Here is a 26,800-nt window from a genome sequence, read left to right on the forward strand (position 1 = left end):
GTCGTCCGGTCACGTCACCTCATCCCGACCCCACCTCGGTCAGCCAGGCGCGCCGGGCGGCGGCACGGGTGAACTCGCGGAGGTGGAGGCCGGCGCGCAGCCACGCGAGCGGGAAGTCGTCGCCTTCGTCGCGGACCACCCGGCCGAACGCGTCCCGGCCGCGGTCGCGCGAGGCGTCCGCCAGGTCGGCCAGCAGGTCCGCGGTGGTGGTGAGGCCGTTGCGGGTCAGGGTGGCCACCTCGCGCCTGGCCGAGGTGACGGCCGCCACCGCGCGGCCACCGAGCGCGATGCGGTGCAGCACGTTCTCCAGCGGGCGCGCGGGACGCGGGAGCCGTTCGGCCGGCTCCGGGCGCGCCGGGAGCTCGCGGGCGCCGTCCCCGGCGACGTGGGAGCGTTGCAGTCGGTCCAGGCCCAGGTCCACGTGGTGGCGCAGGTCGGCGGGCAGGTCGAGGTCGCCGGTGACGGCCAGCGCGACGGCCGTGCCGGGGCGGTCGGGCAGCAGGCGTGCCACGACGCGGAGCCGGAGGCCGGGCGCGTTCGCGAGGACCCGCAGGTTCCCGCGCGCCCGGTCGCCGTCGCCGACGAGGTCCACGTGGGTCGCGCGGGTCCCGGCGGTCCCGGCGGTGGCCAGTCGCAGCGCGTCGCCCGCCGCGCCGAGCACGGTGCCCGTCACGAACAGCAGGTCCGCGCCGGCCGGTCGGTGGGCTTCGGGTTCGGTGTGGGCGTGGAAGGCGCGGGTCACCTGGTCCGGCAGCGGTCGCGCCCACAGCCCGGCCAACGGCGGCTCGTCCCACGACGCGGCGGACGCGGCCACCGCGCGGACGGCCTTGCCCGCGCCGAGCCGGTGGTCGGGCGACGCCGTGCCGCCGGAGAGCAGCAGACCCCCGCGGCCCAGTTCGCGCTGGCTGAGCCCGGACTCCCCGAACGCCACCGGTCCGCTCGCGGCGGCGGCGACCCGTTCCGCGCCGCCCGGCATGATCGCGGGCACGGTCCACAGCACGCCACCGTCGTCCACCAGGTGGGTGACCACCCCGGCGTACCCGGAGGAGGCGACGACCACCTCGGTGCACAGGCCGTACAGGCGCAGGGAGCCGATCGGGCGGTACTCGCGTCGGGCGGTGCCGCGCAGCACGGCCGTCGAGCCGACACCCGTGCGCAGGTCGTGGCAGAGCAGCATCAGCTCGACCAGTTCGGCGGTCAGCGCTTCGCGGTCGAACGACGAGTCGCCGGCACGTGCGGCGGCCAGCGCGGCGGCGATGCGCAGGCCGTTCGCGGCGGCACGGTGCAGGCCCGCGACGCGTGCGACGTGCACGGCGCGCAGCAGTCCGGCCCGGACCACGGCGCCACTGCCCGTGGCGCCGGCGCGGAGGACCGTCCCGCACGCCTCCCAGAGCGCGTCGGCCGCCGCCCGCTCGTCGTCGGACGTCGCCTCGACGGTGTCGAGGACGGGCTCGGGCTCATCGGGGGCCGCGACCGGCTCCTGGGCGCCTTCCGCGACGTCGGCCGCGGCCACGGCGACACCCCGGTGCAGGCACTTCGGCGCGATCAGGCAGCTGCACACCAGGTCGTCGGCCGTCGTGAGCACGCCTTGGCACAACGTCCAGGTGAGCGTGGTCTCGGCGTCGAGCACGGCACTCGCCGTGTCGGCGTCCACCGTCACGGCCCACTCGGCCACACGTCCGAGCGACGCGTCGACCCGTTTGCGCAGGCGGGGCGGCAGGGCGTCCAGCACGTCGGCCACCACCGCCGGGAACACCGGGGGCACGCTCATCCGCGCACCTTCTCCCCCACCCAGCGGGCCAGTTCACCCGGGCTGAGCGCGGCGACCGGCATGCCCGCCGCGACCAGCGCGCCCGCCACCGACGTGGAGTAGCGGGCGACGCCGCGGTCGTCGAGGCTCGCGCAGCCGAGCACCGTCACCCCGGAGGTGACCAGTTCCCGGACCTGCGCGACGAGCGGCCCGACCGGACCGCCCTCCTCGAAATCGCTGACCAGCACCACCATCGTCCTCTCCGGCACGGTCACCAGGGAACGGGCGTGGCGCAACGCGCCCGCGATGTGCGTGCCGCCGCCCACCCGCACCTCCAGCAGCAACGACAACGGGTCGGCCACCCGGTCGGTCAGGTCGACGACCTCGGTGGAGAACGCCAGGAAGTGCGTCGACAGGGCGGACACCCCGGCGAACACCGACGCGGTCAGCGCCGACCACACCGTGGACGCCTCCATCGAGCCGGACACGTCCACCACCAGGACCAGCCGCCAGTCGTTCGCCTTGCGCCCGCGGGTGCGGAACACCGGGCGTTCCGGCACGACCACCACGCGGCCGTCGGCGGCGCGGCGCGCGGTGGCGAGGTTGGCCCGCAGGGTGCGCGGCAGGTCCAGCCGGCCGCCGGGGCGACGGGTCGGCGTCGGCAGCTGGATCCCGGTCAACGCGGGTCGCACCCGGTTTGCCAGCTGGTCGGTCAGCTCGCGCACGAGCCGCGCGACCAGCGGCCGCAGTCGCGCCAGGGCCGACTCCGACAACCCGCCCGCCAACGACAGCACGTTGCGCAGCAGGTCGACCGACGGCCGCACCGAGCCGGGATCGATCTCCAACGCCGCCTCCAACCGCCCACCTTCCGCCGCCGCCGCGAGGACTTCCTCGCGGACGTGCTCGCCGAACAGGTCCCGCAGCTCCTCCGACCACTCGCGGACGTCGGGGAACGGGCTGGAGCGGTCGGCGCCGAGATCACCTCGCGCCGCGCCTTCGCCCCGGTCACGCCCGTACAGCTCGTCCAACGCGGCGGCGTACCGGCCCGCGCCCGCCGGACGTTCGCCGTTCGCCCCGAGCACCAACCGCCACCGAACGCCAACCGCCAACCCGCCCGCTGAGGACAGGGCCGACACCCCACCACCATCACCGGCCTTCGCAGCCGACCCAGCCGACAGATCACCAACGGCCGTCACAGCAGCCGACCCTGCCGACCCCCGATCCGGCAGCAGGCCGTGTGCCCGCAGCGCGTCCGCCGCCGCGTGCTCGGCGTCCAACCACACCGCCAGCAGCTCCGGGTCCGGCGCGCCCACCGCGTCGACCCGGTCACCGGTGCGTTCCTCCACCACCGCCAGCACCCGGGCCCGGGCCGCCGGCCCGACCGAGGTGAACGCGCCGCGCAACGCGGGCAGCCGGTCGAGGAAGTCGCGGTCCCCCAACCCCTCCACCCGGTCCAGCAACGGCGACAGGGCTTCCGGCGTCTCCAGCAACGGCCCGGCCGCCGCGAGCACCCCGGTGAGCCCGAGCCGCAGCACGCCCCTCCGCTCCGGCGTGCTCGCACCGTCCACCCACGACGCCACCCGCTCACCCAGCACCGAAGCGGGCGCCAGGCCGAGCAGCACCCGGGCGGCGCCGGCCGCACCGGCGATCAGCGGCGTCCTCGAGTCGGCCAACGCCCGCAGGCACGCCTCCAGCCGCAGCCCGTGCACCCCCGGCCGCTGACCCAGCTCCACCAGCGCCCGCGCGTCGGCGACGTCCTCCGACCCGGCGAGCCCGTCGAGCTGGGCCACCGCCGCCGTCTCCAGGTCCAGCGCCAACAACGGGTGCGCGGCCAGGACGTCGCCGGGCGTGCCGGGCACGTGACCGGCGCGCAACCGGTCGAGCAGGTCCAGCCCCGCCAGCAGCTCCCGCAACGTCGCCGACGACGGCAGCACGGTCGCCGCGTCGGCCAACAGCGCGTCCACCATCCCGGGCAACCCGCACAGCGCCGCGTCCAGCAGGTCGCCCAGCACGGCGGCGGATGTGTGCCCGCCCTGCTCCTCGCGTTCGGCGCGCCGGGCCCGCAGCCGGCCGAACGCGGCCAGCTCCAGCGTCGCGCCCCACAACCCGGCCACCGGCAACGTCGCCGCCGTCGCCGGGGTCCACGCCACCGTCCACCGGGTGCTCAGCGCGTCACCGCCGCCGACGCCCGTGGTCGCGGTCTCCTCGCCGTAGGTCACGCCGAGCACGGTCAGCCGTCGCAGCGCCACCTCACGCCGCGCGTCCAGGTCCGAGCGCAACGGGTCCAGCCGCAGCGACACCGGCTCGCGCGAGTCCGGACCGGGCAGCCGCAGCGACGCGACCAGCGCCTCCACCGCCGGCGCCAGACCGGACCGGGGCGTGCCGGGCGCGAGCACCCCGGTGCGGTGCCCCACCAGCACGTCACCGGCGGCCCGGGCCACGACCCGGCCACGTCCCAGCGGCTCGGCGTGGGTCAGCACGGTCTGCACCGCCTCCACCAGCTCGCCGCGACCGGGCGCGGGCAGGCCGCGCAGCCGGGCCAGGTCGACCGCCAGCCGCAACGCCTCCCGCGCCTCACCGGGACCGGCCGGGTGGCCGAGCTCCCGCACCCGCGCGCAGATCCGCACGATCAGCGAGGCGGCGGCGGCCTCCACCGCGTCCGGGTCGCCCGCCGCCTCCAGCACGGCCTGCTGCCACTCGGGGTCGCGGATGCCCGCCGGGTAGCCGGAGCGCTCGTCCAGCAGGGCGAACCCGTACGGCACCAACGACGTGACGACGTCACCGGCGCCCGGGACCGAGGAGTCCACCGGCCCGTCCACCAACGCCGCCGCGTGGAACGACCCGATCACCGCCGCGCAACGCCGTCCGCCCACGTCCCGCACGGCCCGCCTCATCCACGCCTCCCGGCGCAGGTCGTACGGGTCCACGCCGACACCCGCGGCGTCCTCGCGCAACGCCCAGCCGACCAGCAGCGCCGCCCGCCGCACCGCTTCCGGCGTCTGGCCGGGCGCGGCGGCCTCCACCAGCCGGTCCCACAGGTCGTCGCCGTCGCGGCCGGTCGTCGCGCCGCGCAACGCGTCCGTCAACGGCGACGCGCCCCGCACCTGCGCCCGGTGCCCGTCGCCGCGCGACGCCAGCGGCAGGTCGCACGGCCGGACCTCCACGCCGTTGCGGTGCGCCCAGCGGATCGCGGCCAGTTCCGGCGAGAAGTCCGCGAACGGGTAGAACGCCAACTCGCCGTCACGCGACGCGCCGGACAGCGCGACCGGCGCGACCAGGTCGGGATCGGCCAGGAACGGCAGCCACTCCCCCAACTCCTCCGGCAGCTCGACCAGCAGCACCTCGGGCGCGAACGCGTCCAGCAGGGCGGGCACCACCGCCGCCAACGCGGGCGAGTGGTGCCGCACCCCGATCAGGTAGGGGTGCCGGTGCTCGGCGAGCTCACGCATCGAGGACGTCACGGAGTTCCCACAACCGTCGCCACGCGCGCGCACCGGTCTCGGCCCGCCGCCGCACCGCGCCGTCCCAGTAGCCGAGCAGCCGGGCCGCGTCGCCCGGGTCGTCCTTGCGGACCACGCCGAGCAGGTGGCCGGGCAGCAACGACAGCGGGTCGCGGTCACCGGGGAAGTACGCGTCGGCCAGGCCCAGCGAGGTGGCGACCGACACCGCCTCCGCCGTGCTCATCACCGTGGACGGCCGCTCGACCGCCCACCCCTCCTCCGACACCCCGTTGCGCAGGTCGCGGAACGCGGTGACCAGCACCTCCAGCACCACGTCGTCCACGGCGAACGGCGCGCTCACCCGTTCCAGCGCGGCGCGCGCCTGCCGCCGCACCAACGCCGTCTCGGCCGCCAGGTCGCCGATGGGCCCGACGTTCTCGAAGTTGAACCGCCGCTTCAACGCCGCCGACATCTCCGACACGCCGCGGTCGCGGAGGTTCGCCGTGGCGATCACGGTGAAGCCGGGCGCGGCGTGCACGGTCGCGCCGTCCGTGCCGGACAGCTCGGGGACCGCGATGCGCCGGTCCGACAGGATCGACACCAGGGCGTCCTGCACCTCCGGCAGGCACCGGGTGACCTCTTCGACCCGCACCACGCCGCCGCCGCGCATCGCGGTGAACACCGGTGACGGCACGAGCGCGCGCGGGCTCGGCCCCTCGGCCAGCAGCAGCGCGTAGTTCCAGCCGTAGCGCAACTGGTCCTCGGTGGTGCCCGCGGTGCCCTGCACGACCAGCTGGCTGCTGCCGGACACGGCGGCGGCCAGCAGCTCGGACAGCATCGACTTGGCCGTGCCGGGTTCGCCGACCAGCAGCAGGCCGCGTTCGCCCGCCAGCGTCACCACGGCCCGCTCGACCAGCGCCCGTTCGCCGACGAACTTGGCGCCGATCACCAGCCGGTTCGGCACGCCGTCCACCGACACGCCCTTGGGCAGCGCCAACGGGTCGCCGCTGCCCATCACGAACGTGACGACGGCACGCGGGGTGAGCCGCCACCCCGGCGGGCGGGGCCCGCTGTCGTAGGCCGCGAGGAACGCCAACTCCTCGCGGAAGGCGTCCTCGGCGGGTTCGACCTGCCTGGGTGCGGTCACTTGCGTCCTCCGGTCCTGAGCTCTTCGTAGGCGGGCGCGTCGCCGTCGAGCACCCGTTGCCAGGCGCGGGCGAACAGGTCCGCGACGGGTTCGCGCGGCACGATGACGCCGGGCCGCCCGGTGGTGTGGTCGAACATCGGCGCCTTCCAGCTCTCCAGCGGCAGGTGCGGCGTGGCCAGGGCCAGCCACCCGCCGGGCAGGAACAGCGACCGGCCGGCCCTGGCCCGTTTCGCGGTGAGCACCAGGTCGGTCTCGGCGAGCGCGGCCCGGGCCTGGCGCAGCCGCGCGGGTTTCCAGCCGGTCCACCTGGCCACGTTCGCGTCCGTGGGATCGGGCAGGGCGAGCAGTTGCAGGTACAGCGCCGCCGCGTCCTCGGTGAGCCCGAACCGCGTCGCGACCTCCGCCACCAGCGCGGGGACGGACACCATCGGGTCCTGGTGGTAGGCGGCCGGGTCGACGCCCTCGGGCGCCGGCACCGCGCACAGGGCGGTGAGGCGGTCGTCGGCCAGCCGGTCCAGCATCCGCAGCACGTCCTCGTTGCCGGCCAGCGCCGTCAAGGCGACGAACAGCTCCCGGTCGGCGGGTCCGACGAGGCCGGGCCGGACCACGAGGCGGCAGTACTCGTCGCCCGCGCGGGCCAGCTCCAGCCAGTCGCGGAACCCGTGGACGCCCTCCGCGGTGAGCAGGTCGACGCCGAGCAGCGCGCACACCCGGTCCAGCGCGACCCACCGGCCGAGGTCGATGGCGAAGCGGGGGTGCGCGACCCGCTGCCTGGCCAGGGCCAGCGCCTCCGGCAGCCGGGCGCGCAGCGGCGAGCCGGCCGGGAGCCGGTGCGCCAGCCACGCCAGCACCTCCGGCACCGCCCACAGCGCCGTGCGGTCGAACCCGTCCGGCCGGCGGGCCTCCAGCTCGGTGCCGGTGAACGTCAGCTCGGCGTCCACGACGAGCCACGGCGTGAGGTCCGGGTTGACCACGCCGGCCACGTACTCGCCGGTGTTCCGGAGGTTCAGCAGCTTCACCGCGTCCACCAGCACGTCGTCCGGCACCGGCGACCGCCGACCGTGCGCGGCGGTCCACACCTCGGCGACCGCGGCCACGTCCGGGCCGCTCGTCCACAGGTCGGCCGGGTCGGCGGGCACGGCGGCGGCGACGAGTTCGAGCCGGAACGGGTCGGCCAACCCGCGGAACCGCTCCTTGGCGGCCTTGGCGGCGCCCGAGGACAGGCCGAGCAGGCGCCGGTCCTCGGTGGCGAGGAAGTTCGCGTCCCACCGGCCGACGCCGGGCAGCCCGGCCAGCAGCAACGTCGCCTCGGCCGTGCCCAGCCCGGTCAGCTCGACCAGCGCGGGCACCGCCTCCGGGAACCACGGCGCGGGGCCGCGCTCGGCGAGCACGTCGAGGAACCGGGCCACCCGCCCGGGCCCGAACGGCGTGCGCACCTCCCGGGCCGACTCGACGTGCCAGTCCTTCGGCAGGTCGAACGCACCGGGCGTGCGGCTGAACTGCACGCCGTCGAACCGGCTGCCCGGGTCGTTGCGCCACTGGGTCTCGAACAGGGCGATGAACCCGTCGCGCACCGGCACGACCCGGTCCTTCGGACTGGCCTCGCCCTTGTGCACGACCACGCCGACGGTCCGCCAGTGCCCGGCGCCGTCGGCCAGGCCGCCGTCCGCGACCGACCGCAGCACGAGCGCCAGCGCGGCCCGCTGGTCGTCCGGGGTGAGCGGTGACGCGGCGCGGTGCGCCAGCGCGGCCAGGTGCGGCAGCGCGTCGAACCAGCGGGGCGCGTTCGACAACGGCAGGGCGCGCGCCTCGGGCCGCGCGACCGCCTCGCCGAGCGCGGTGATCAACGCGGGCAGCCCGGTCGGCACCAGGCCGCGCGAGTTGTAGGACCGGTAGCCGCCGAACCAGTTGAGCGCGGCGTTCACCTGGTCCTCGGTGACGTCGGGCCCGGTGGGCGCGAGGACCGGGTCGACCGCGCGGGCGGCCTCGGCGACCTCGGCGTACCCCCGGTAGGAGCGCTCCAGCCCGGCGGCACGGCGGACCAGGTCGACCACGCCGGTGATCAGCGCGGGGTGCGTGAGGCCGGGCAGCGCGGCGGTGACGACGTCGGCGAGCCCGCCGCGTTCGCCCTTGACCAGCGCCGTCAGCCGCTCGCGGATCGTGCGCTTGTCCGCCCCTTCCGCGCGGGCGGCGGCGAGCATCCGGTCCACGGCTTCGCGCGTCACGCCGCGCAGCGCGGCGGAACCGGCCTCGTCGCGGGACCGCAGGAGGTGCCACCACTCCAGCGGCGGCACGAACGGCGTGCCGGTCGCGTACGCCGGGTGCTGCGCGGCGGGCGACACCGTCGCCAGCTCGACGCCCTCGGCGTCGAGCACCGCCATCGTCCGGTTGCCGGTCGCCAGCGTCAGGTCCGCGCCGCCGGGCAGCCGCAGCACACCGGTCGGGACGTGGGAACCCTCGGCCAGCCGGACCCGGCGGCCGTCCACGCCCTCACCGACGTGCGAACCGTCCGCCTCGCGGCGCACCCGCCACCCGTGCCGGCCGTCGGCCGCACCGAGCGGACTGGCCTCCGTCGCGGGAACGGCGGGCCGGAGGTCGCACTGGGCCAGTTGGAGCGACGCCCCGTCGGCCGCGAAGTCCTCGACGAACCGGGGCAGGCTCGCCCGGCCGCGCTGTCCGGTGGCCGGGTCGACCTCGAACCAGCGCCACGCGTGGTCGTGGTACGCGCCGGTCCACACGGTGACGCCGTCGCCGTACGCCTCCGACAGCGCCGGCACCACCGTGTCGCCGGGGTGCACGACCCGCTCACCGGTGAACCGGCCGCCGCCGGGCAGCGCGATGGACGCCCTGGCCACCTCGTGCCGGTAGTAGTTCCGGTTGCCCTCGCCGGACGCGAAGACGTGGTCCGGCGCGTCGCTCCAGTACGCCAGCTCGCCGTCCGGGCCGTGCCAGCGCACGAGCAGCACACCGTCGAACCACGACGCGGTCGGCTCGAACCCCCAGCGGCGCCGGGAGTCGGCCGGGATGCGGGAGACGTGCTCGGCTAGCACGCCGTCCAGGCCGACCACCACGAACGTCTCACCGCGGCGCAGCACGAGCGCGGGCCAGCCCTCGCCGCACACCACCACGCCGTCGTCCTTGGGCGTCCCGATCGCGGCCAGGCGCGTGACGGCGTCCTCCAGGGCGGGCCACCCCAGCTCGTCCAGCACCCCCGCGCGCAACGTCCGGTGCAGGGCGGCGGCGACGTCGGTGCGGGAGAGCGACTCGGCCGCCTCGGGCACGTCCACGTACGCCTCGGGCAGCCGCACGACGGCCAGCTCGTCGAGGTGGTCGGAGAGGGCGGGCAGGCCGGTGGCGGCGACGCGCTCGACCCGTGCCCTGATCCAGGCGCCCAGCGCGCTGCGCAGGCCCGGCACGGCCATCGCGGCCGACAGCACGTCCAGAGCGACGGCGGTCGGGCGGGCCTGTGAGCGGGCGTGGACGACGAACCCGGCGCCGAGCGCCGCGCCGAACCGCTCGGAGGTCGCCAGCGCGGCGAGGTCGCGGCGGCCGGGCTCGTCGTCGGCCAGCCACCCGGCGACGTCGAGCTGCTGGTCGTCCCGGTTGCCGGGGGCGATCGGCACGTCGTGCGACACCAGCAGGTCCAGCACGTCCAGGTCGCCCTGGCGGTAGTGGCGCAGCGCGCGGACCGGCACGCCGTCGGCCGCGAGCCGGCCGGCCATCGCCTCGACCAGCTCCAGCAGCCGCGCCGACCGCCCGGTGCCGCGCCACCCCGACGAGCGGACCGCGAGGACCGACGACAGCCACTCGGCCGGGTTCGCCTCGACCTCGTCCGGCCCGATCAGCGCGCGGGTCGCGCCGCACGCGGTCAGGATGTCCAGCCACGTGTCGAGCACGTTCGCGGAGTCGGGGACGAACGCCAGCAGCCGGGCGCGCACCTCCGCGTCGCCGGTCGCCAACGCCACCAGCGAGGCGCGGTAGGCCTTCCAGAACGCGCCGCCCGCGCGGCTGATCGCGGAGCTGTCCAGGATCGCGCGCAGCAGCCGCTGGTCCTCCACCCCGAGGTCGCGCTCGGCGACCTTCGCCAACCGCCGCACGTCCTCCGGCATCCCCGTGTACGGCGGCAGGCCACCGCGGGTGCGTTCCACGCACAGCGTGAAGAACAGCTCGTAGGCCGCGTCCGGGTCGTGCTTGCGGGCCAGGCCCTTGGCGTGCGCGGACAGCGCCTTGGCGGTCAGCGCGCCGGCGAACGCGAACTCCAGGAACACCTCGCGCGTGCGCTCGGGGTCGACCGCGAGGTCGTGCACCTCCTCCGCCTCGCGGGCCTTGCCGAACATGCTCGCCGCGTAGCCGGTGTTGCCGTGCTGGAGGAAGATCCGCCCGGCCTGCTCGTAGAACGTGGGCAGGAAGTGCGGCGCGGACCGGCCGAGCATGGCGCCCAGCGCGGTGAACCCGTCCTTCGCCGCGCCGGCGCGCGACTTGGCCGTGCGAGCCAGCCGTTCGACGTCCTTGACCAGGTTGAGCGCGTGGTGGCCGTTGGCCGGGTCGTGCACCAGGGCCCACGCGGGGAAGCCGAGCGCGCTGCGCTTGCCGGTGCCGACGTCGGCGACCCGGGCGGGCGCGTCGAACCCGAGGTATTCGCAGGTCAGGTCTTCGGCGCGGCCGAGGACGGCGGGCACCAGCCGCACCACGACGCGGCCGTCCAGACCCTCGTGGGCGTAGTGGCGGGCGGTGACCGTGTCGCGGTCCTCGCCGACGTCGCCGTCGCCGGCGCCGGGCAGCACGGCTCCGGCCGAGATCAGGGCTTTCGGGCTCAGGGCCTTCGGGTCCAGGGCGCTCACGGGGCCACCACCGCTTCCTCGACGACGCGACCGGCGTGGATCGCCGCTGCCATGCGCATCCCCTCGGACCACGCGACCGGTCCGACGTCGGCGAGCGGCAGCGCGGTTCCGTCCGCCAGCGACCAGCGCAGCTCGCCGGTCCACGTCTCGCCCTCGGGGTAGTCCGAGCCGAGCCAGTAGCGGGCCTCCACGACCCGGCCGTCCTCGAACGCGGAGTAGACCGCGTCGCCGCCGCGCACCGGGTAGCCGAGCGTGCGGCACCGGCCCAGCGCGTGGTTGAGCTGCTCGAACCTGCCGCCGGAGTAGTCCTCGACGGACGTCTTGCCGGCCAACCCGGACGGGCGGGCGTACGTCTGCCGGAACAGCTGCTGCACCTGCTGCTCGACGCCGAGCTCGGCGCCGAACTCGCGCAGCTCCTCCAGGTCGTCCAGCAGCACCGGGTGCGGTATGCCCACCACCTCGGGCTTCAGCCGGCGGGTGTCCCCGTCGAGGGTCACCACGCCCAGCCCGCGCTCGGGGTCCGCGTCGCGCAGGAACCCGGTCTCCGCGCCACCGCCGTCATCGGCCGTGACGACGAGGTCGCGCAGCGCGTCGGCCCACGCCGCGTCGGCCCAGACCTCGGCGATCAGCGCCGTGGGGACCGGCAGGGAGCGCACCATCCAGCCGTCCACGGTGGACAGGCACTCGGCGCGGTGCCGGGACAGCCACTCGGCGAGCTGGCGCAGCTGGACGACCCTCGGGTCGTCCTTGAGCGACGCGGGGACCGAGGAGAGCACCTTGCCCTTGCCGTTGCGGCACTGGACGCGGCCGTTCTCCCCCAGCCGCACCTGGTACCCGGACGCGTGCCCATCTTCGGATTGGGCATCGAGCCAGCCCACGGTTCCTCCTGCGAGTCGTTCACGACGGTGTGGCGCGGAGGTTAGCGAGGGGGTCCGACAAAATGATCAGGTCGGCCGGTTCGCCGCCTCGTCGTGACCGGTGACCGGCGGCCGGGGTGCACGATCGGGCGGCTTTACCTCAAGCCTTGCCCAAATCAGGTGCGAATGTGACCGGCGTCTCCCTAACCTCTCCCCATGAGACTGCTGCTGTGGATCGCGCTCACGTGCGCGCTGGCGGTCGAGGGGGCCATGGTCCTTCCGCTGCTGGCGGGTGTGGCGATCGTCGGTTGCGCCGAAGTGCGCCGCCGGTCGCCCCGCCCGCCCGCGCGGGCCCGCCGTGATCTTCTCGCCCGTTGACCGAAATGATCACGTCCAGGAGAACGTAGGAGGTCTTCCGGCCGCAGGCTCGCGGGGGCGGGTCGGCTACCCCCGGCAGGGCGGCCCGTCGTCGGCCCCGGCCGGCAGGAGGGTCTTCTCGTGGTCGGTGTACGGCCGGTCCGCCAGGTCGCACAGCTCGCGGAACAGGCGCTCCGGCTCGACGGGCAGCGACACCGACGTCTGCCCGCCGTCGGCGGCGGTGATGAGGTCGAGCCTGCCGTCGCGCAGGACCTCGCCCCAGGTGTCCGGCGGCAGGTCCAGGGAGGCGACCATGCCGTCGGACCGCCAGACCTGGACGACCGACCGTCCGCGCAGCACGTGGTTGACGCCGGCCGACCCGAGCACCACCGTCGCCGTGGACGACACCCTGGACACCTGGCCGGTGTCGAGGTCCCACAGGACCACCTCGTCCCCCACGGCCGCGGCCACCGCCGGCGAGCCCGTCGGGTGCACGTAGAGCCTCTCCTCGACGACCGCGCCGGCTATCGCGATCACGCCCGACACCGTCCCGGTGTCCAGGTCCACCACCCCGGCCGCGAGCCCCAAGGCGACCACGAACTGGTGCGGGTGTCCCGGACGCGCGCGCATCGCGCCACCCCTGGCGCGGTCATCCTCCGGCAGCAGCGGCGTCGAGGCCAGCTCCAGTGGCCTGCCGACCGGTTCCCCGGTGTCGGCGCGCCACCGCGTGATGACGCCTTCGCGCAGCACGGCCACCTCCGCCCCGGACACCGCCGTGACGGACGCGTTGTCGACAGCGGCCGGCAGCGGCATCGTGCGGACCTGCGCGAGGTCGGTCGCGCGGTGCACCACGAGTCGGTCGGGGGCGGCCACGACGACCCAGTGCCCGTCTTCGGTGAAGGTCACGGAGCCCCGAAGCGACTTGGCGTACTCGCCGGTGGGAATCGTCGTGCGCGCCGTGACCTCGCCGTCGTGCACGAGGACCACCTCCTGCTTCCCGATCCCCAGCCACGAAACGCCGTTCGGCGCGTGCTCGCGCGCGATGTCGCGCGGGAGGTCGAAGTCGGGCCGGTCGGCGCGCAGGACCGCCGAGCGGGACCGGTCCGCCAGCTCGACCCGGAACGTGCCGTCCGGCGAGAGGCTGCCGGTCGGGGTGAGCCACCGGTCCGAGGCGAGGACGTTGCTCTGGCCCGTGCCCATGAACAGGTCGTCCTGGATGGTCGCGCGCACGGTGAACACCTTGCCGCTGCGCCAGTGCAGGTACCGGATCACCGAGCCCAGCGTGCCCTCGTCGGCCGGAACCGCCGCCATGACGAACTCGCCGCTCGCGTCGGTCCGCCACTGGTTCTCCTGGCCGCAGGAGAACCCGGACCCGCGTTCCTCACCGGTCCCGGTCAGCCGCAGCACCAGCCGGTGGGCCTCGCAGCGGGCGACCGCCTCGCCGTTGCCGAGGATCCTCGTGCCGGGACCGAACTCGGTCACGACCGCGTGGGTCGCGAGAGCCACTTCCTGCACTGTGTGGTCGTCGACGAGGACCGATCCGCGCTCGGGCAACGCCACCGCGGACCTGGCCCGGGTACCGGGTGACCGCCACACCACGCGGGTGGTCCCGGTGTCCCACACCACCGGCCAGCGCGTGGCGAAGTCGATCTCGACCAGGCCGGTCAGCGTGGTGCCGGTAGCGTCGAACGCGACGGACACGACCTCGGTGGCGGCCGGCCGTTCCAGGGCGACCGGACCCGTCCGGCGCACGACGTCCCACAGCTGCACCGCGCCGGAGGTGTCGACCACCGCGAGCGTCGTGCCGTCGGGACTCAGCTCGACGGACTCCGCGCGGGCCGGCACCTGCCAGGTGTCCGACGCCGTCCGCACCTCGACCTGCCCGGGACCCCGCACCACGGCCGTCACCGAACCGTTCGCGGCAGACCGGGCGAGGGAGGTCTCCCCGAAGCGGAACGACTCGGCCGACGTCCACGCGAGCCGGGCGGTGAGCAGCGCGGCGTGGGCATCGCGGTTGCCGGGGCTCTCGTGCCACGCCCCGACCGCCAGTTGGAGAGCGGTCACCGGGTCCCGCGCGGCCAACCGCTGCGACTCCTGCGCCATGCGCCCGGCGTTGGCGTCGTCGCGCTGGTCGAGCGCGACCTTCGCCAGCACGACGGCGACCAGCGCCAGCACGACGGCCACGGCGGTGAACGTCCGCCACCGCCACACTTCACGGCGTGCGCGACGGCGGCCGCGGAGGATGAAGTCGGTGTCGGCGGCGGACAGCTCGCGCGGTCGCTGCCGCCGCCACTCGATCGCCCGCGCGAGCGCGACCCCGGCCAGCAGGCTCTTCCGGTCGCGGCCCGCGTCCTCCCACTGGGTGCGGCGCTGGTCCAGTTCGGCCCGCCACAGCAGGAAGTCGCGGTCGGCCACGAGCCAGTCGCGCAGGCGCTCCCACCGGTCGATCAGCGCCTGGTGGGCCAGCTCGACCACCGTGCCGCCCTCGCTGACGACCACCAGGCGGGAGGCGGTGAGCCGGGCGAGCAGGGCGCGGTCACCGACCTCGGCCACCTCGATCCGGCGGCGGGTGAACTCCTCGGGGTGGACCAGCCGGGTCAGGATGCGGCGCGCGCCCACCTGGTCGCCGACCCGGTGCCACAGCGCCTTGTCGGCGTGGTCGGTCAGCGCGCCGGCCACCCGCCCGATCCCGTCGTAGGCCGCGTGCGTCAGCAGGCCGCCCCGCCGCCGTCGCCACAGCTCGGTGAGCGCGAACTCGACCAGGGGCAGGCGGCCTGGTTCGAGGCCGGCGTCGACGACGATCCGCTCCACCAGGCCGTCCTCGAACGCCGTGCCGCCCGCGGTGGCGACGGGTCCGGTGATCGCGTCGCGCAGGGCGTCCGCGCCCAGGGAGCCGACGAACAGGACGCCGTGCTCGACCAGTTCGACGGACTCGGCGGTGAGCAGGTCGTCCAGCGAGTCGGAACGGACCGTCAGCACCGCCCGGACACCGGTCCCCGCGCTGATCAAGCCGATGACCAGGCCGAGCAGCTCGCGGGCCGAGGCGGGGTCCTCGGCGACGACCTCCTCGAACTGGTCGACGAACACCAGCGCCGGCCCGTCCGCCGCGGTGTCGGCGGCGAGCCCGGCGACGAGGTCGGCGAACATCGCCCCGGCGGTGGCGCCGGGAGTGCGCTCCAGCACCGAGATCCGGACGCCGTCCGCCCGCGCCGCCGGCAGCAGCCCGGCCCGGACCAGCGAGGACTTCCCGCTGCCCGAGGAACCGGCGACCAGCACCAGCGCGTGCTCGCGGACGTGCCCGTACAGCCGCTTGCCGTCCGCCGCGCGGCCGTGGAAGAACGGGGCGTCCCGCTCCTGGAAGGCCGCCAGCCCCCGGAACGGGTTGGCGGCGTCGCGCACCCACTCGTCGCCCAGGTCCTCGCCGGGCAGGACGAACGCCGTGCCGCCCTTGGTGCCCGCCACGAGCATCCCGACGACACCACCGGCGTCCTCGTCCCAGACCGGCGCGCCGCTGAAGCCGGGACTGGCCGGCCCCTCCAGCTCGACCTGCAACCAGCCGGTGCCCTGCCGGGTCCGCATCGTGCCGGTCAGCCACCGACCGTCGGGGAAACCGCGGGGGAAGCCGAACACCCGCACCCCGTGCCCCCACACGTCCCGGTCCGGCGCGGAGGGCGCGGGCACGGCCCCTTCCGGCGCCCGCACCCGCAGGACCGCGACGTCACCGGTCTCGTCCCCGGCGACCGGCTCCCAGCGCACCACCTCGCCCAGCGCCGAAGGGCGGCCCGGCAGCAACGGGAAGTCGAGCTCGACCGGGCTGTCGGGATCACCGACGACGTGGGCGCAGGTGATCACGAGGGTCGGGGCGATCAGGAAACCGGTCCCGATCACGGACCCCTGCGACCCGCGCACCCGGACCAGCGCGGGTCCGATCCGATCACCGGCGGCCACACCCACATGATCGACCCGGGCGTGGTGGAACGTTACGGACCACCGCCGACCGAACGGCAGGCACTCCGGCTGACCTCGACGCCGGCAGTCCCGTGCCCCCGAACGGACGCGCCACAGTGGACAGGCCGGAACCGGCGGTCCGCGGCTACGGCGGCCGGCTCGGCGACCACCGCGCCGGTTCGAGGGGTCAGGCGAGGTTGACGGTCACCGGGACGGCGCTGCCGAGCGTGTGGCCGACCGGGGAGGAGCCGGTGACCTTGGCGTGCAGCGCCTCGATGTCCTGGCGTGGGGCGGTGGAGTCGATCCGGACCGTGGCGGTGATGGTGTCGAAGCCCGCGTGGCCTTCGGCCAGGCCGAGGAACACCGTCAGGTCGATGTCGCCCTTGACGTCGATGGTCAGGTTGTCGATCCGGATCCCGGCGACGGTGGCGTTCGCCGCGTATCCGACGGCGAGGCAGTTGCCCAGCGCGCCCAGCAGCTGCTCGACGGGGTTCGGCGCGGTGTCCGTGCCGCCCAGCGCCGACGGCTCGTCCGACGGCACCGGGTCGAACCCGCGCACCCGCGCCTCCGACCGGAAGCCACCTCGCCACCCGACGTGCGCGGCCCACGTGGTCTTCGCCTTGGCCGGGTCGGCCTGGACCGCGGCGACGAGGTTCCCGACCGACTCGATGTCGACGTTGTTCAAGGGTTGCTGCACTTCGACGGTCATCGCTTGTCTCCCCGGCTCTGCCAACACGAACGCCCGGTCAGAATGCCGCCTCCGCGCCCGCACCGCGCCCTGTGCCGCACTGTGGGAGACCGCGACAACCGCGCCGGATCCTGGTATCGGCCTGTTCGCACGGCGCAATGGCAACGCTTGGTCACCAGCACGCCCGCGTCCGGCGTGAACGAGTCCGCCCCCATCCGGTCCACCACCTCGACCGTGTAGTTCTGGTACCCGCCGCCGCGGAACGGGTCGGTCCGGATGTCGCAGGCGGCGACAGGTCGCCCGAGCCGGGGGCCGTTCGCCCCCGGCTGGACGGTGCGTGCGGTCACCTCGGCGACGACCAGCCCGGACTCGGCCCGCGCCTCCCCGGACAAGCGCAGCACGTTGCGCTCGCCGACGATGCCGAGCTTGATCTTGTTGCGGAGCACGTGCCGAGCGCCCATCGACCCGCCCGCGGTGGCCGGGACGACCCAGCGGGAGTGCAGACCGCCCGGACCGTTGACCGAGCTACGCGACAGCATGTCCCCGATGCCGGTGCAGGCGCGTCGCGGCGGGTTGCCGCACGGGTTGTTGTAGTCGTCCCGCCCCACCACGCTGCAGACGCGACTGGACCTCGCATCCCCTCGTGGCGCTCAACGGCGACAAGCCGTCCGCCGGGTCACTGCTGTGGCAGGTCGTGACGCTCGGATCGCCGACGCTGGGCCTGGACCCGGTGATCCGACTGTGCCGGCAACTCCCGAACACGGTGACGTCGAGCCCGACACCCCGGTGAGACAGGCGCCGGAGAACCGCGGATCCACCGGCCGGCGCGGGGCGTGTTCCGCGTCATTTGAGAAACACCGACCACGTGGACAATGGCCCCTACCGGTCCGGAAGTCCGCGCAGTCCGGACCGGTAGCCGGCCACCGCGCCGAACGGGTTTCGCGATCGTCGATGTCCATCTTGCGCAGTCACCTTCTCCTGGAATCTGCGGCGAACAGCCGAATCCCCATTGTCGGTTTCCGCAGAACTGCTACTCCACAATGACCCGATCGGGGTCTTTGTACCACCGATGCCTTGTGGCCGGCTCATTCCCGGGCAGAATTGACCACGTCCGCACGACTGGTGCGTGCCACCGACCACCACCGAAACCCTGTGGCGTCGATCTTGGCAGGTGGCACCCCTCGCTCGGGAGCAACCGATGTTCCGCATCGGCAAGACGTTCGCCTTCGACGCAGCTCATCGACTGTCGGGCTTACCCGACGGGCACAAGTGCGCACGGCTGCACGGGCATTCCTACACCGTCACCGTCGTGCTGGAGCGCACGACGTTGGTCGAGCCGGGTTTCGTCACCGATTTCGGCGAACTCGCGCCACTTCGGCGGTACCTCGACGACGAGTGGGACCACCGCCTGCTCAACGACGTGGTGCCCGTGGAGCCGACCAGCGAACTGTTGGCCCGTCACCTCGCGGACTGGTTCGTGGCGCACGTCGAACCGGGCATCCCCGGCCGGCTGACGGCCGTGCGGGTCTGCGAGTCGCCGACGAGCTGGGCCGAGTACGAGGTGCCCCGGTGACGACCTCCGGCGACACCGCGACACTGCGGCTGGTCCACCCCCACGGCACGTTCGGGCCGACCTTCCAGGGTGAAGGGCCGTCGGCGGGTCGACGCGCGGTGTTCGTGAGGATGGTGCTGTGCAACCTGCGCTGCCGGCGCTGCGACACCCCGGAGACGTGGGACACCACGCGGTACGACCTGCGCGCGGGAAGTCGGCGGGCGTCGACGGCCGAGGTGCTCGAGTGGGTACGCGGCCAGGACGCCGAACTGGTGGTCCTCACCGGCGGAGAGCCGCTGATCCAGCAGGCCGCGCTGGTGCCACTGGTCCGCCGGCTCGCCGACGACCACCGCCGGGTCGAGGTCGAGACCAACGGCACCTTCGTCCCCCTGCCGGCACTGATGGCGGCCGTGAGCCGGTTCACCGTGTCACCGAAGCTGTCGGCTTTCGGCGCGGGGATGACCCGTCGACGGCGCATCGTGCCCGAGGCGCTGCGCGCGTTCGCCGCCTGCGGCAAGGCGGTCTTCAAGTTCGTCGTCGATCCGGCCGGCCTGGACGAGGTCGCCTCCCTGGCCGACGAGTTCGACCTGTCGCCTGTCTGGGTGATGCCGGAAGGCTCCACCAGCGCGGCGGTGCTGCGGGGCCTGCGGGAGCTGGCCGAGCCGGTGCTCGCACGTGGGTGGAACCTCACCTCCCGGCTGCACGTGCTGCTGTGGGAGGACGATCGTGGCCGCTGACACCGCACTCGTCAGCGCCGTGACCGGCGCCCGCCCGGACGTGGTCGCCGTCGGCGGGGTGTCGTCGGATCGCCTGCACCTGTACGGCAAGCAGGCGGTGGACACCGTGGGTGGAGCCGGCACCTACGCCGCACTCGGCGCGGCGGCCACCGGCGCGCGGGTGGGATTGGTCGGGTTGTACTCCGACAGCCTGGACGACGCGCCCGCCGCCGCACTGCGCGACCGGCTCGACATCTCCGGACTGGTCCGCGTACCCGGACGCGAGCTGCACTTCGAGATCACGCACTCCGACGACGGCCACACCCGGTACGTGCTCGACGGCGCCGCAGCCGAGGAACTGCTCACCTACCGCGACATCCCCGACTCCTACGCGGGTGCGGCCGGCGTCCACCTGTGCCCGACCGGACCACCGGCCACGCAGCTTGCCCTGTGCGAGGGGGTCCGCGAGGATCGCCGCTGTGCCGGGGTGATCCTGTCGGCCACGGTGTTCGGTGCCCGGATCACCGCCGCGCCTGCCCTGATCTGCCGCTTGTGGTCGGCGGTGGACGTCCTGGTGTGCAACGCCGAGGAAGCGGTGCTGCTGTCCGGGCAACGCACCGCGACCGACGCGCTGCGGTGGATCTCCGAACACCGGGCCGGTGCGGTGGTCGTCACCTTCGGTTCGGACGGCGCCGCCGTGGTGGGCCCGGGATCGGTGCTGCCCGTACCGCCCTACCGCACGACCGCGGTGGACCCGACCGGTGCCGGTGAGAGCTTCGCCGGCGCGCTGCTCGCCGCGCACGCGACGGGTGTGGACCTGTGGTGGGCGGCCGTGATCGGCGCGGCCGTGGCGTCGATCACGGTGGAGGGCATCGGGCCGACCGGGCTCATGGCGGCCGGCCGGGACGAGGTGCGCCGGCGGGCCTCGGTCATCGCCGGCACGGCGAGAAGGGAGTCCGACCGTGTGTGACTCGTTGTTCGTCGCTTTGGAGGGCATCGACGCCAGTGGCAAGACCACGTTGGCCGCGGCGCTGGCCGGCGAGTTGCGGGCCGAGGGCATGGCGGTCGAGCTGCACAAGGAACCGGGGATGGACCGGATCGGCGGGTTCTTCCGCGCGGTCAGCCGCGCCGCGGACACGACGGCCACCGCCCTGGCGTTGCTGTCCAGCGCCGACCGCCACGACCAGCAGTCCAGGTTGCAACACCTGCGGCGGTCCGGCACGGTCGTGCTGGCCGACCGCTACTACCTGTCCGGGCTGGCCTACCACACGGCGGACGGCATCGACCCGGCCTTCTACCAGCTGCTCAACCACCAGGTGGTCAAGCCCGACGCCTACCTCTACCTCGACCTCGACCCCCGGCTGGCAGCCGGACGGCGCACGCGCGGGCCCGACGGGTACTGGGAGCAACCCGGGTTCACCAACCGGTTGACGGACGCCTACGAGACCTGCCTCGCGCTCGTCGCCGCCACGGAGTCGGCCACCGTGGTGCGGGTGGATGCCTCGCAACTGCCCGACGCGGTGCTCGCCGACGCACGTCGTGCGCTGACTGGTCTGTGCGCGATCCGATGAGCGGCCCGGCGAGCCCGAACCGGTCCGCCCGACCGGAGGCGTGCTCGGTGCTGATCATCGGGTCCGGGCCGGCCGGGTTGTTCGCCGCCGACCACCTCAGCCGCGCCGGGATAACCGACGTCGTGGTCGTCGACAAGGGGAAGCCGATGACCGGCCGGACCTGCCCGGAGGGTGGCCTGTGCGCCTGCAAGCTCTGCGACGTGCTGGAAGGTGAAGGCGGAGCCGGGTCCTTCTCCGACGGCAAGATCACCCTGTCGGCGACCCGCGGCACCCACGGCCGAACCCTGTTCAGCAGTGAGCAGGAAGCGCTGCTGGCCGACGTGGAGCGCACGATCACCGAGCTGGTCCCGACCGGTGTGGCGCACGGACCCGCCCGCGGTTCCGTGCGGACCGACCCGGAACTGCGGTTCGAGTCCTACCCGCTGCTGCACCTCGGCTCCGACGGGGTGCGCCTGTTCGGCGCCCGTCACTCCGCCGCCGTGCAGGCCCGCGGCGTCAGCGTCCTGACCGGTGTGGAGGCAGTCGAGCTGACCGTCACCGACGGCCGGGCGGCCGGTGCGGTGCTGCGTGACCGGACGCGCACGTGGGCCGTGCGGGCGGGCGCGGTGGTCCTGGCAACCGGGCTGGTCGGCACCCCGTGGCTGGAGGAGCAGCTGCGCGCCGCGGGCATCGGGCTGCGGACCGGCCCGGCCGACATCGGCATCCGGCTGGAGACCACGGCGGCGGTGCTGGCGCCGCTGGTCCGCGACTTCTACGACTTCAAGATCACCCGCGCCGAGGGCATGACCGTGCGAAGCTTCTGCGTGAACGGGGAAGGCTACGTCGTCAACGAGTACCACCGGCCGCTGGGCGTGCGGGGCGTCAACGGCCACTCCTACCTCGACCGGCGCAGCGGCCGGTCCAACCTCGCGATCCTGGCCACGATCGACCCGTCGGGCGTGCCCGATCCCAAGGACCACGTCCGCCGGATCGCCCGCGAGGTCAACGCGGCGGCGGACGGCTACCCGGTTCGTCAGGCGCTGTCGGCGTTCCTGCCCGACGTCCCCACCGGCCCGGCGCTGGGGATGGACGTCGGCAATCCGAAGACCAGGCCCGGTCCGCTGCGCGAACTGCTGCCCCGCCCCGTGGGCGATGCGTTCGCCGGCTACCTCACCGCTCTCGGCAGGGTGTTGCCACCGGTGTTGGCCTCGGACGCGCTGATCTACGCGCCCGAGATCAAGTACTACCACTACCAGGTCCCGCTGGACCTCCGGACCTGGGAGAGCGAGGTCCGTGACCTGTTCGTCGTGGGCAACGCCGCAGGCCACACCGCCAGCCTCGCCGCGGCCGCCCTGACCGGGATCGTCGCCGCGCGGACGATCGCCGCCCGCGTGCGCGCCACCCGCACCGACTGACCCCACCACGACCGTCGAGGAGAACGACCCGTGCCCCCGTCACTGGTGTTGCCCTTCCCCGTCCAACCCGACCTGGTCGGCACCATGGACATCCAGGTCCCCGCGCTGGCCTGGGCACCGCTTACCGACGACCGGTTCCGGCGCGTCTACCGGTTGGACGGCCACGCGGTCACGGTCGACGTCGCAGAAGGCGACCGGGCGCTGCGCTTCGACCACGACGCACCCGACGACCGGACCGCCGCGCTGCTGCACGGCCTGCTGCGGCGCACGTTCACCCGCACGATCGGTGATCTCGTCCTCGACGCCCACCCCATCCTGTCCGCGCTGCACCAGCGCTACCGCAACGTGGTCATCATGCACTCGCCGCCCTTCGAAGCCCTCGTGCTGACCATCCTGAGCCAGAACCGCACCGGCGAGATCGTCCGCAGGGTCTACCCGCGGCTCGACGCCCGTTGTCGCGGCGTCACCCCCCACACCCTGCTCGAACTGGGGCTGGACGAGCTGCGCGAGCTGATCCGCTCCACCGGCCCCTACAAGGCGCCCAGGCTCCTGGAGACCGCCGGCCGGATCGCCGACCAAGGCGAGGACGCCTTCCGCGCTCGCGTCGTGGACGCACCCGGCCCCGAAGCACTGGCCTACCTGGAGTCCTTCCCCGGCGTCGCGCACAAGACCGCCGCCTGCGTGCTGGTGTACGCCACCGGCGGCACCACCACCTTGCCGGTGGACACCCACCTGTTCCGCGTGGTCGACCGCCTCGGCTTGGCCCGGCACCAAGGGGCCAACAACAAGAGCACCCGCGAAGCGCTGATCGGCACGCTGCTGGGCTACGGCCCCGACCTCGCCCCCGCGCACTTCCTGTTCCTGCTGCTCGGCCGGGACGTCTGCGGCAAGACGGCACCCGCCTGCACCCGGTGCTTCTTGCGCCACCAGTGCCGGTTCGCCCTCGCCGCCGCGCTCCCGGAGACGACGTGATCGACCTCGCGATCATCGCCGCCGTACCGCACCTGGACCCGATTTCCGCCTCGGGCAGCATCGACATGGCGCTGACCCACCTGGTCCTGCGCCACCCCGCGTATGAGCGCTTCTACCGCGACCGCTCGCTGGCCGGCGTCACCGTGTTCCTGGACAACAGCGCCTACGAGCTGGCGCACACCGGCGGTGGGCTGGCCGCACGGCCGGTCCTGGACGCGGCATCGCGAATCGGGGCCACCGTGTTGGTGTGCCAGGACTTCCCGTTCGACGGGCGCGCCACGGTCACGTCCACCCGCCGTTTCGTCGCCGAGGCGCTCGACCGGGACAGCCGGCCACGTCCGCTGCTGATGGGCGTGCCGCAGGGCACTACCCGGCAGGAGTGGCTCGACTGCTACCACAGGCTGGTCGACCTGCCGGGGATCGACCTCATCGGGTTGAGCAAGCTGTCCGTGCCGGTGTGCTTCGCCGCACCGGTCGCCGAATCGCGGCTGGCCTGCGTCGAGCACCTGCTCGATCACGCGGCTCCTCCGCCACTGCACCTGCTCGGCGGCGACCGCTCGCTGCCGTGGGAGCTGTCCGAGCACCGCCGTCGCGGCCACGACGCCGCAGTGCGCAGCAACGACTCCTCATTCGCCTACTGGTACGCAGTCGAGGGCATCGACGTCGACCCTTGCACCGGGAGGGCGGACCGCGAGGCGGCCACCAGGCCCGACCTCGAGTCGACCCGGCTGGGCGACGACGGGATCAGGACCGCCCGCCGGCACGTCGCCCGCCTGCGGCAGGCGGCCGGACTGCCACCACACCCCGCCGCCGCGAGGAGGACCTGATGCCGTTCACCCGGTTCATCCGCGTGACCACCAGCTTCGAAGGCCTTCACCACTGGACCGACGCGCCCGGCCCCGAGGGCTACCTGCGCGCGTCGCACCGCCACCTCTTCACCGTCGAGGCCGATGTCGAGGTGTTCCACGACGATCGCGAGATCGAGATCAACGCCGCGACCCGATGGCTCGCGGACCTGATGCCGGGGTTCGCCGAACGGCCGGTCGCGCCCGGCGACCTCGCCATCGCGGACTTCGGTGGGCTCAGCTGCGAACAGCTCGCGTTGCTGGCCGCCGAAGCGATCCTGGAGCGGTACGGGCGCGACCGGTCGTTGCGCTGTGCGGTGCTGGAGGACGCCATCCTCGGCGCGGGCGTGGTGTGGGCACCCGACCCGCCCCGGTGAACGACGCCCGCGGCGTCACCGGCCGATCAGCGCACCGACCTCGGCCCGGCCGGAAACGCTGCGGTGACAGGTCATGGTGATGCCGTCGCGGGCCAGCTCGGCGTCGATGCGGCTCTGCGGGTAGTCCGCCACACCGGCGTCGTTGAGGATCTGCATGTCCGTCGGATGCGGGGCGAGGTCGGTCCACCGCGCCTGTCGCACGTCGCTGACGTGGTGGCCGGAGAAGCCGGTGGGCACCGCCACCGCGGCTTCGGCCCGGAACACGTACATGACGAAGTGGTACCGGCCGTCCGACCACGCACCGCGCATCTCGTACAAGCCGACGCCGGTCAGGTCGCCGACCACGCACCCGGACTCCTCGGCCGCCTCCCGGCGTGCCGCGTCCAACAGGCTCTCCCCGAACTCGACCTTGCCACCGGGCAACAACCAGCACCCCGCGTAGGGCCCGCGTTCCTGGCGGACGAACGTAATGGTCCCACCAGGACCCGGAACCACCACCAACGCACCGGTCGTCACTTTCGGATCGCTGCTCAACGGCACTCCCTTCACCGGCGAATCTCCGATGTGGCGGTATCGCAGAATCACCCGATGTGCACCACACCACACCGCAACGCGGCAACGGATTCGGACTCGACGCACGCTACTACCCGAGGTGCAACACGAACGAGTAACCACCGATCACACAAAGCGACCGACGGGGACCATTGGTCCGAAATCTATTCCCGTCGGGAAAGAATGCGCATGGTCGATGACCGTCCCGACTGCCGGCCGGTCGCATCACGACTCGACAGCCCGTGGTGCGAGCGGGAACCGCAGCTTCGGACCCACGGTGGCCCATGGTCTCGCCTGCCCGGCAGTCGTTCGATCACCTGGTCGCACGGAGTCGGTACACCGCGACCTCGTCGCCCGGCCGCACGCCCAGCGCGGCGAACCGCTCGCGCGGGGTGTCGGCAGGCCGGCGTCGGCCTGCCGCGCCGCGCGGTCGCCCAGCCGCCGGCGGACGTCGGGCAGTCGGGCGACGGCGTTCCGGGCGTGCGGCTCCGGTGCGGAGATCGTGGCGGTCACGGCCGGAATGCCATGGCGGTCAACGACTCCGCACAGCTCGGAAATGTGGAGGTGCACCCATCAGCAACCGTGATCCTTCGCCGGACCGGGCGGCTTCGAGCCGGTGCCGCACCGCCTGCGTATCACCCGATCGGAGAAGGTGACCAGATGATGGGCGTCGTTGACATCGGTCCGGCCGCCCGGTCCGATGGGTCGGGCGCTTCGGGAGGGGTGGCGACGTGCGGATCGAGCAGCTCGAGTACATCCAGGCGGTCACCCGGCTCGGCTCGCTGCGCCGGGTCGCGGAGGAGCTGCACCTGTCGCAGCCCGCGTTGAGCGAGACGGTGCGCAACCTGGAGCGCGAGCTGGGCGTCAACATCCTGGACCGCAGGCGGTCCGGCGCGCGCATCAGCGACGAGGGCCGCGAGCTGCTGCCCTACATCGCCGGGGTGCTCGAAGCCGTGGACCAGCTCCGCCGGGCCGCCGACGACCAGCACCACAGCAACCGGGTGCTGCGCGTGGGCACGGTCAACGCGGCGACCGTCGGGCTGGTGATCCCCACCATCCGGGAGTTCCGCGAGACCCACCCGGCGACCCGCGTCGAGGTGGTGGACGCGCGTGAGGCCGAGATCCACCGGTCGCTGCTGGAGGGCAGCCTGGACATCGGGCTGGTGAACTACCTGCGCGGCGACGACCCACCGCCGGACTTCGACACGACCGAACTGCTGCGCGGGCAGCCGGTGGTGTGCCTGCGGGCGGACAGCCCGCTGGCCGCCCGGTCCGCGATCGAGGTGTCCGACCTGCTGCGCGAGCCGCTGATCGTGATGCGGTCCGGGTACGTCATGCACCGCTACCTGCACCGGCTGCTCGACGGGCGCACCCCGTCGTTCTCGTGCTCCACCGACGGCGCCGAGATGGGCAAGCTGATGGTCGCCGAGGGGTTGGGCGTCACCGTGCTGCCGGACTTCAGCGTCGTCGGCGACCCGCTCGAACGCGCCGGGACGATCACCTGGCGACCGCTGGCGTCCCGTCAGGTGGACGTCCTGCTGGTCGCGCAGCGCCGCCGGGCGGGCTCGACGACGCGGCCGGCGCGCGAGCTGCACCAGCTGTTCGTCAAGCGTGCCAAGGAGTTCGGGGAGCGCGCCGCATGAGCGCGACGCACCTGGCGCGGTGGAAGGGAAACCCTATCGCCCCCTCGGCGATGGCGAATGGACCGATCACCGCGAGCGTGCCTAGACTTTTTTCCATGTCGACCGATCGCTGGGACCTGACCCGGCGGCGGCATGTGGATTTCGTGCGAA

Annotated in this window: 20 protein-coding genes; 11 read left to right on the forward strand and 9 right to left on the reverse strand. The window is 74.1% G+C overall.

Going from position 1 to position 26,800, the window contains the following annotated elements:
- Positions 1-19: 19 nt before the first annotated feature.
- Genes ACQPYE_RS21450 through ACQPYE_RS21470 form a run of 5 tightly spaced genes read right to left on the reverse strand, consistent with a single transcriptional unit; the run spans position 20 to position 12,056 of the window.
- A complete protein-coding gene (locus tag ACQPYE_RS21450) occupies positions 20-1,771 on the reverse strand; it encodes a hypothetical protein (RefSeq protein WP_498713805.1) in 1,752 nt (583 codons plus the stop codon).
- Positions 1,768-5,211, reverse strand: coding sequence for a DUF5682 family protein (locus tag ACQPYE_RS21455; protein ID WP_498713807.1), 3,444 nt, complete (start codon positions 5,209-5,211; stop codon positions 1,768-1,770). Before ACQPYE_RS21455 ends, ACQPYE_RS21450 begins: the two co-directional genes overlap by 4 nt.
- The gene (locus ACQPYE_RS21460; RefSeq protein WP_498713809.1) at positions 5,192-6,337 is read right to left on the reverse strand and encodes an ATP-binding protein; all 1,146 of its coding nucleotides are present in this window, start codon (positions 6,335-6,337) and stop codon (positions 5,192-5,194) included. The genes ACQPYE_RS21455 and ACQPYE_RS21460 overlap by 20 nt, the downstream gene beginning before the upstream one ends.
- Positions 6,334-11,178 (reverse strand): hypothetical protein, encoded by a 4,845-nt coding sequence (locus tag ACQPYE_RS21465; RefSeq protein ID WP_498713811.1) that lies wholly within the window; start codon positions 11,176-11,178, stop codon positions 6,334-6,336. Before ACQPYE_RS21465 ends, ACQPYE_RS21460 begins: the two co-directional genes overlap by 4 nt.
- The gene (locus tag ACQPYE_RS21470; RefSeq protein ID WP_498713816.1) at positions 11,175-12,056 is read right to left on the reverse strand and encodes a DUF4132 domain-containing protein; all 882 of its coding nucleotides are present in this window, start codon (positions 12,054-12,056) and stop codon (positions 11,175-11,177) included. Before ACQPYE_RS21470 ends, ACQPYE_RS21465 begins: the two co-directional genes overlap by 4 nt.
- Positions 12,057-12,251: 195 nt before the next feature.
- Here ACQPYE_RS21470 and ACQPYE_RS21475 point away from each other — a divergent pair, with 195 nt between their 5' ends.
- Entirely contained in the window at positions 12,252-12,413 is a 162-nt protein-coding gene (locus ACQPYE_RS21475) for a hypothetical protein (RefSeq protein ID WP_498713818.1), read from the forward strand.
- Between the two features lie 66 nt (positions 12,414-12,479).
- Here ACQPYE_RS21475 and ACQPYE_RS21480 read toward each other — a convergent pair whose 3' ends face one another.
- The 3 genes from ACQPYE_RS21480 to ACQPYE_RS21490 form a co-directional block, all read right to left on the reverse strand.
- On the reverse strand, positions 12,480-16,340 hold the full coding sequence (locus ACQPYE_RS21480) for an nSTAND1 domain-containing NTPase (RefSeq protein WP_498713820.1): 3,861 nt from the start codon (positions 16,338-16,340) through the stop codon (positions 12,480-12,482).
- Between the two features lie 187 nt (positions 16,341-16,527).
- Complete coding sequence (locus ACQPYE_RS21485; protein ID WP_498713823.1) at positions 16,528-17,049, reverse strand: OsmC family protein; 522 nt, start codon at positions 17,047-17,049, stop codon at positions 16,528-16,530.
- Positions 17,046-17,639, reverse strand: a complete 594-nt coding sequence (locus ACQPYE_RS21490) for a hypothetical protein (RefSeq protein ID WP_498713825.1) — start codon at positions 17,637-17,639, stop codon at positions 17,046-17,048. Before ACQPYE_RS21490 ends, ACQPYE_RS21485 begins: the two co-directional genes overlap by 4 nt.
- Before the next feature lie 32 nt (positions 17,640-17,671).
- On the opposite strand from ACQPYE_RS21490, the gene ACQPYE_RS21495 reads away from it, so the two are divergent.
- The 9 genes from ACQPYE_RS21495 to ACQPYE_RS21535 all read left to right on the forward strand — a co-directional run bounded on the left by ACQPYE_RS21495 (position 17,672) and on the right by ACQPYE_RS21535 (position 24,455).
- The gene (locus ACQPYE_RS21495; RefSeq protein WP_498713827.1) at positions 17,672-17,818 is read left to right on the forward strand and encodes a hypothetical protein; all 147 of its coding nucleotides are present in this window, start codon (positions 17,672-17,674) and stop codon (positions 17,816-17,818) included.
- Between the two features lie 408 nt (positions 17,819-18,226).
- On the forward strand, positions 18,227-18,601 hold the full coding sequence (locus ACQPYE_RS21500) for a 6-pyruvoyl trahydropterin synthase family protein (RefSeq protein WP_498713829.1): 375 nt from the start codon (positions 18,227-18,229) through the stop codon (positions 18,599-18,601).
- A complete protein-coding gene (locus tag ACQPYE_RS21505; protein WP_498713831.1) occupies positions 18,598-19,317 on the forward strand; it encodes a 7-carboxy-7-deazaguanine synthase QueE in 720 nt (239 codons plus the stop codon). The genes ACQPYE_RS21500 and ACQPYE_RS21505 overlap by 4 nt, the downstream gene beginning before the upstream one ends.
- On the forward strand, positions 19,307-20,266 hold the full coding sequence (locus tag ACQPYE_RS21510; protein WP_498713832.1) for a carbohydrate kinase family protein: 960 nt from the start codon (positions 19,307-19,309) through the stop codon (positions 20,264-20,266). The genes ACQPYE_RS21505 and ACQPYE_RS21510 overlap by 11 nt, the downstream gene beginning before the upstream one ends.
- Positions 20,259-20,867 (forward strand): dTMP kinase, encoded by a 609-nt coding sequence (gene tmk, locus ACQPYE_RS21515; protein WP_498713834.1) that lies wholly within the window; start codon positions 20,259-20,261, stop codon positions 20,865-20,867. The genes ACQPYE_RS21510 and tmk overlap by 8 nt, the downstream gene beginning before the upstream one ends.
- Complete coding sequence (locus tag ACQPYE_RS21520; protein ID WP_498713836.1) at positions 20,864-22,261, forward strand: FAD-binding protein; 1,398 nt, start codon at positions 20,864-20,866, stop codon at positions 22,259-22,261. The genes tmk and ACQPYE_RS21520 overlap by 4 nt, the downstream gene beginning before the upstream one ends.
- 30 nt (positions 22,262-22,291) lie before the next feature.
- Entirely contained in the window at positions 22,292-23,233 is a 942-nt protein-coding gene (locus ACQPYE_RS21525; protein ID WP_498713838.1) for an endonuclease III domain-containing protein, read from the forward strand.
- Positions 23,230-24,060, forward strand: coding sequence for a hypothetical protein (locus tag ACQPYE_RS21530; RefSeq protein WP_498713839.1), 831 nt, complete (start codon positions 23,230-23,232; stop codon positions 24,058-24,060). The genes ACQPYE_RS21525 and ACQPYE_RS21530 overlap by 4 nt, the downstream gene beginning before the upstream one ends.
- Entirely contained in the window at positions 24,060-24,455 is a 396-nt protein-coding gene (locus ACQPYE_RS21535; RefSeq protein ID WP_498713840.1) for a hypothetical protein, read from the forward strand. The genes ACQPYE_RS21530 and ACQPYE_RS21535 overlap by 1 nt, the downstream gene beginning before the upstream one ends.
- Positions 24,456-24,470: 15 nt before the next feature.
- Here ACQPYE_RS21535 and ACQPYE_RS21540 read toward each other — a convergent pair whose 3' ends face one another.
- Positions 24,471-25,130, reverse strand: a complete 660-nt coding sequence (locus ACQPYE_RS21540) for an NUDIX hydrolase (protein WP_498713842.1) — start codon at positions 25,128-25,130, stop codon at positions 24,471-24,473.
- Positions 25,131-25,738: 608 nt separating this feature from the next.
- Here ACQPYE_RS21540 and ACQPYE_RS21545 point away from each other — a divergent pair.
- Positions 25,739-26,650 (forward strand): LysR family transcriptional regulator, encoded by a 912-nt coding sequence (locus ACQPYE_RS21545; RefSeq protein ID WP_498713844.1) that lies wholly within the window; start codon positions 25,739-25,741, stop codon positions 26,648-26,650.
- Positions 26,651-26,800: the final 150 nt, after the last annotated feature.

Origin of the sequence: Actinosynnema sp. CA-299493 (assembly GCF_050946825.1) — a bacterium.
Taxonomy (GTDB): Bacteria; Actinomycetota; Actinomycetes; order Mycobacteriales; family Pseudonocardiaceae; genus Actinosynnema.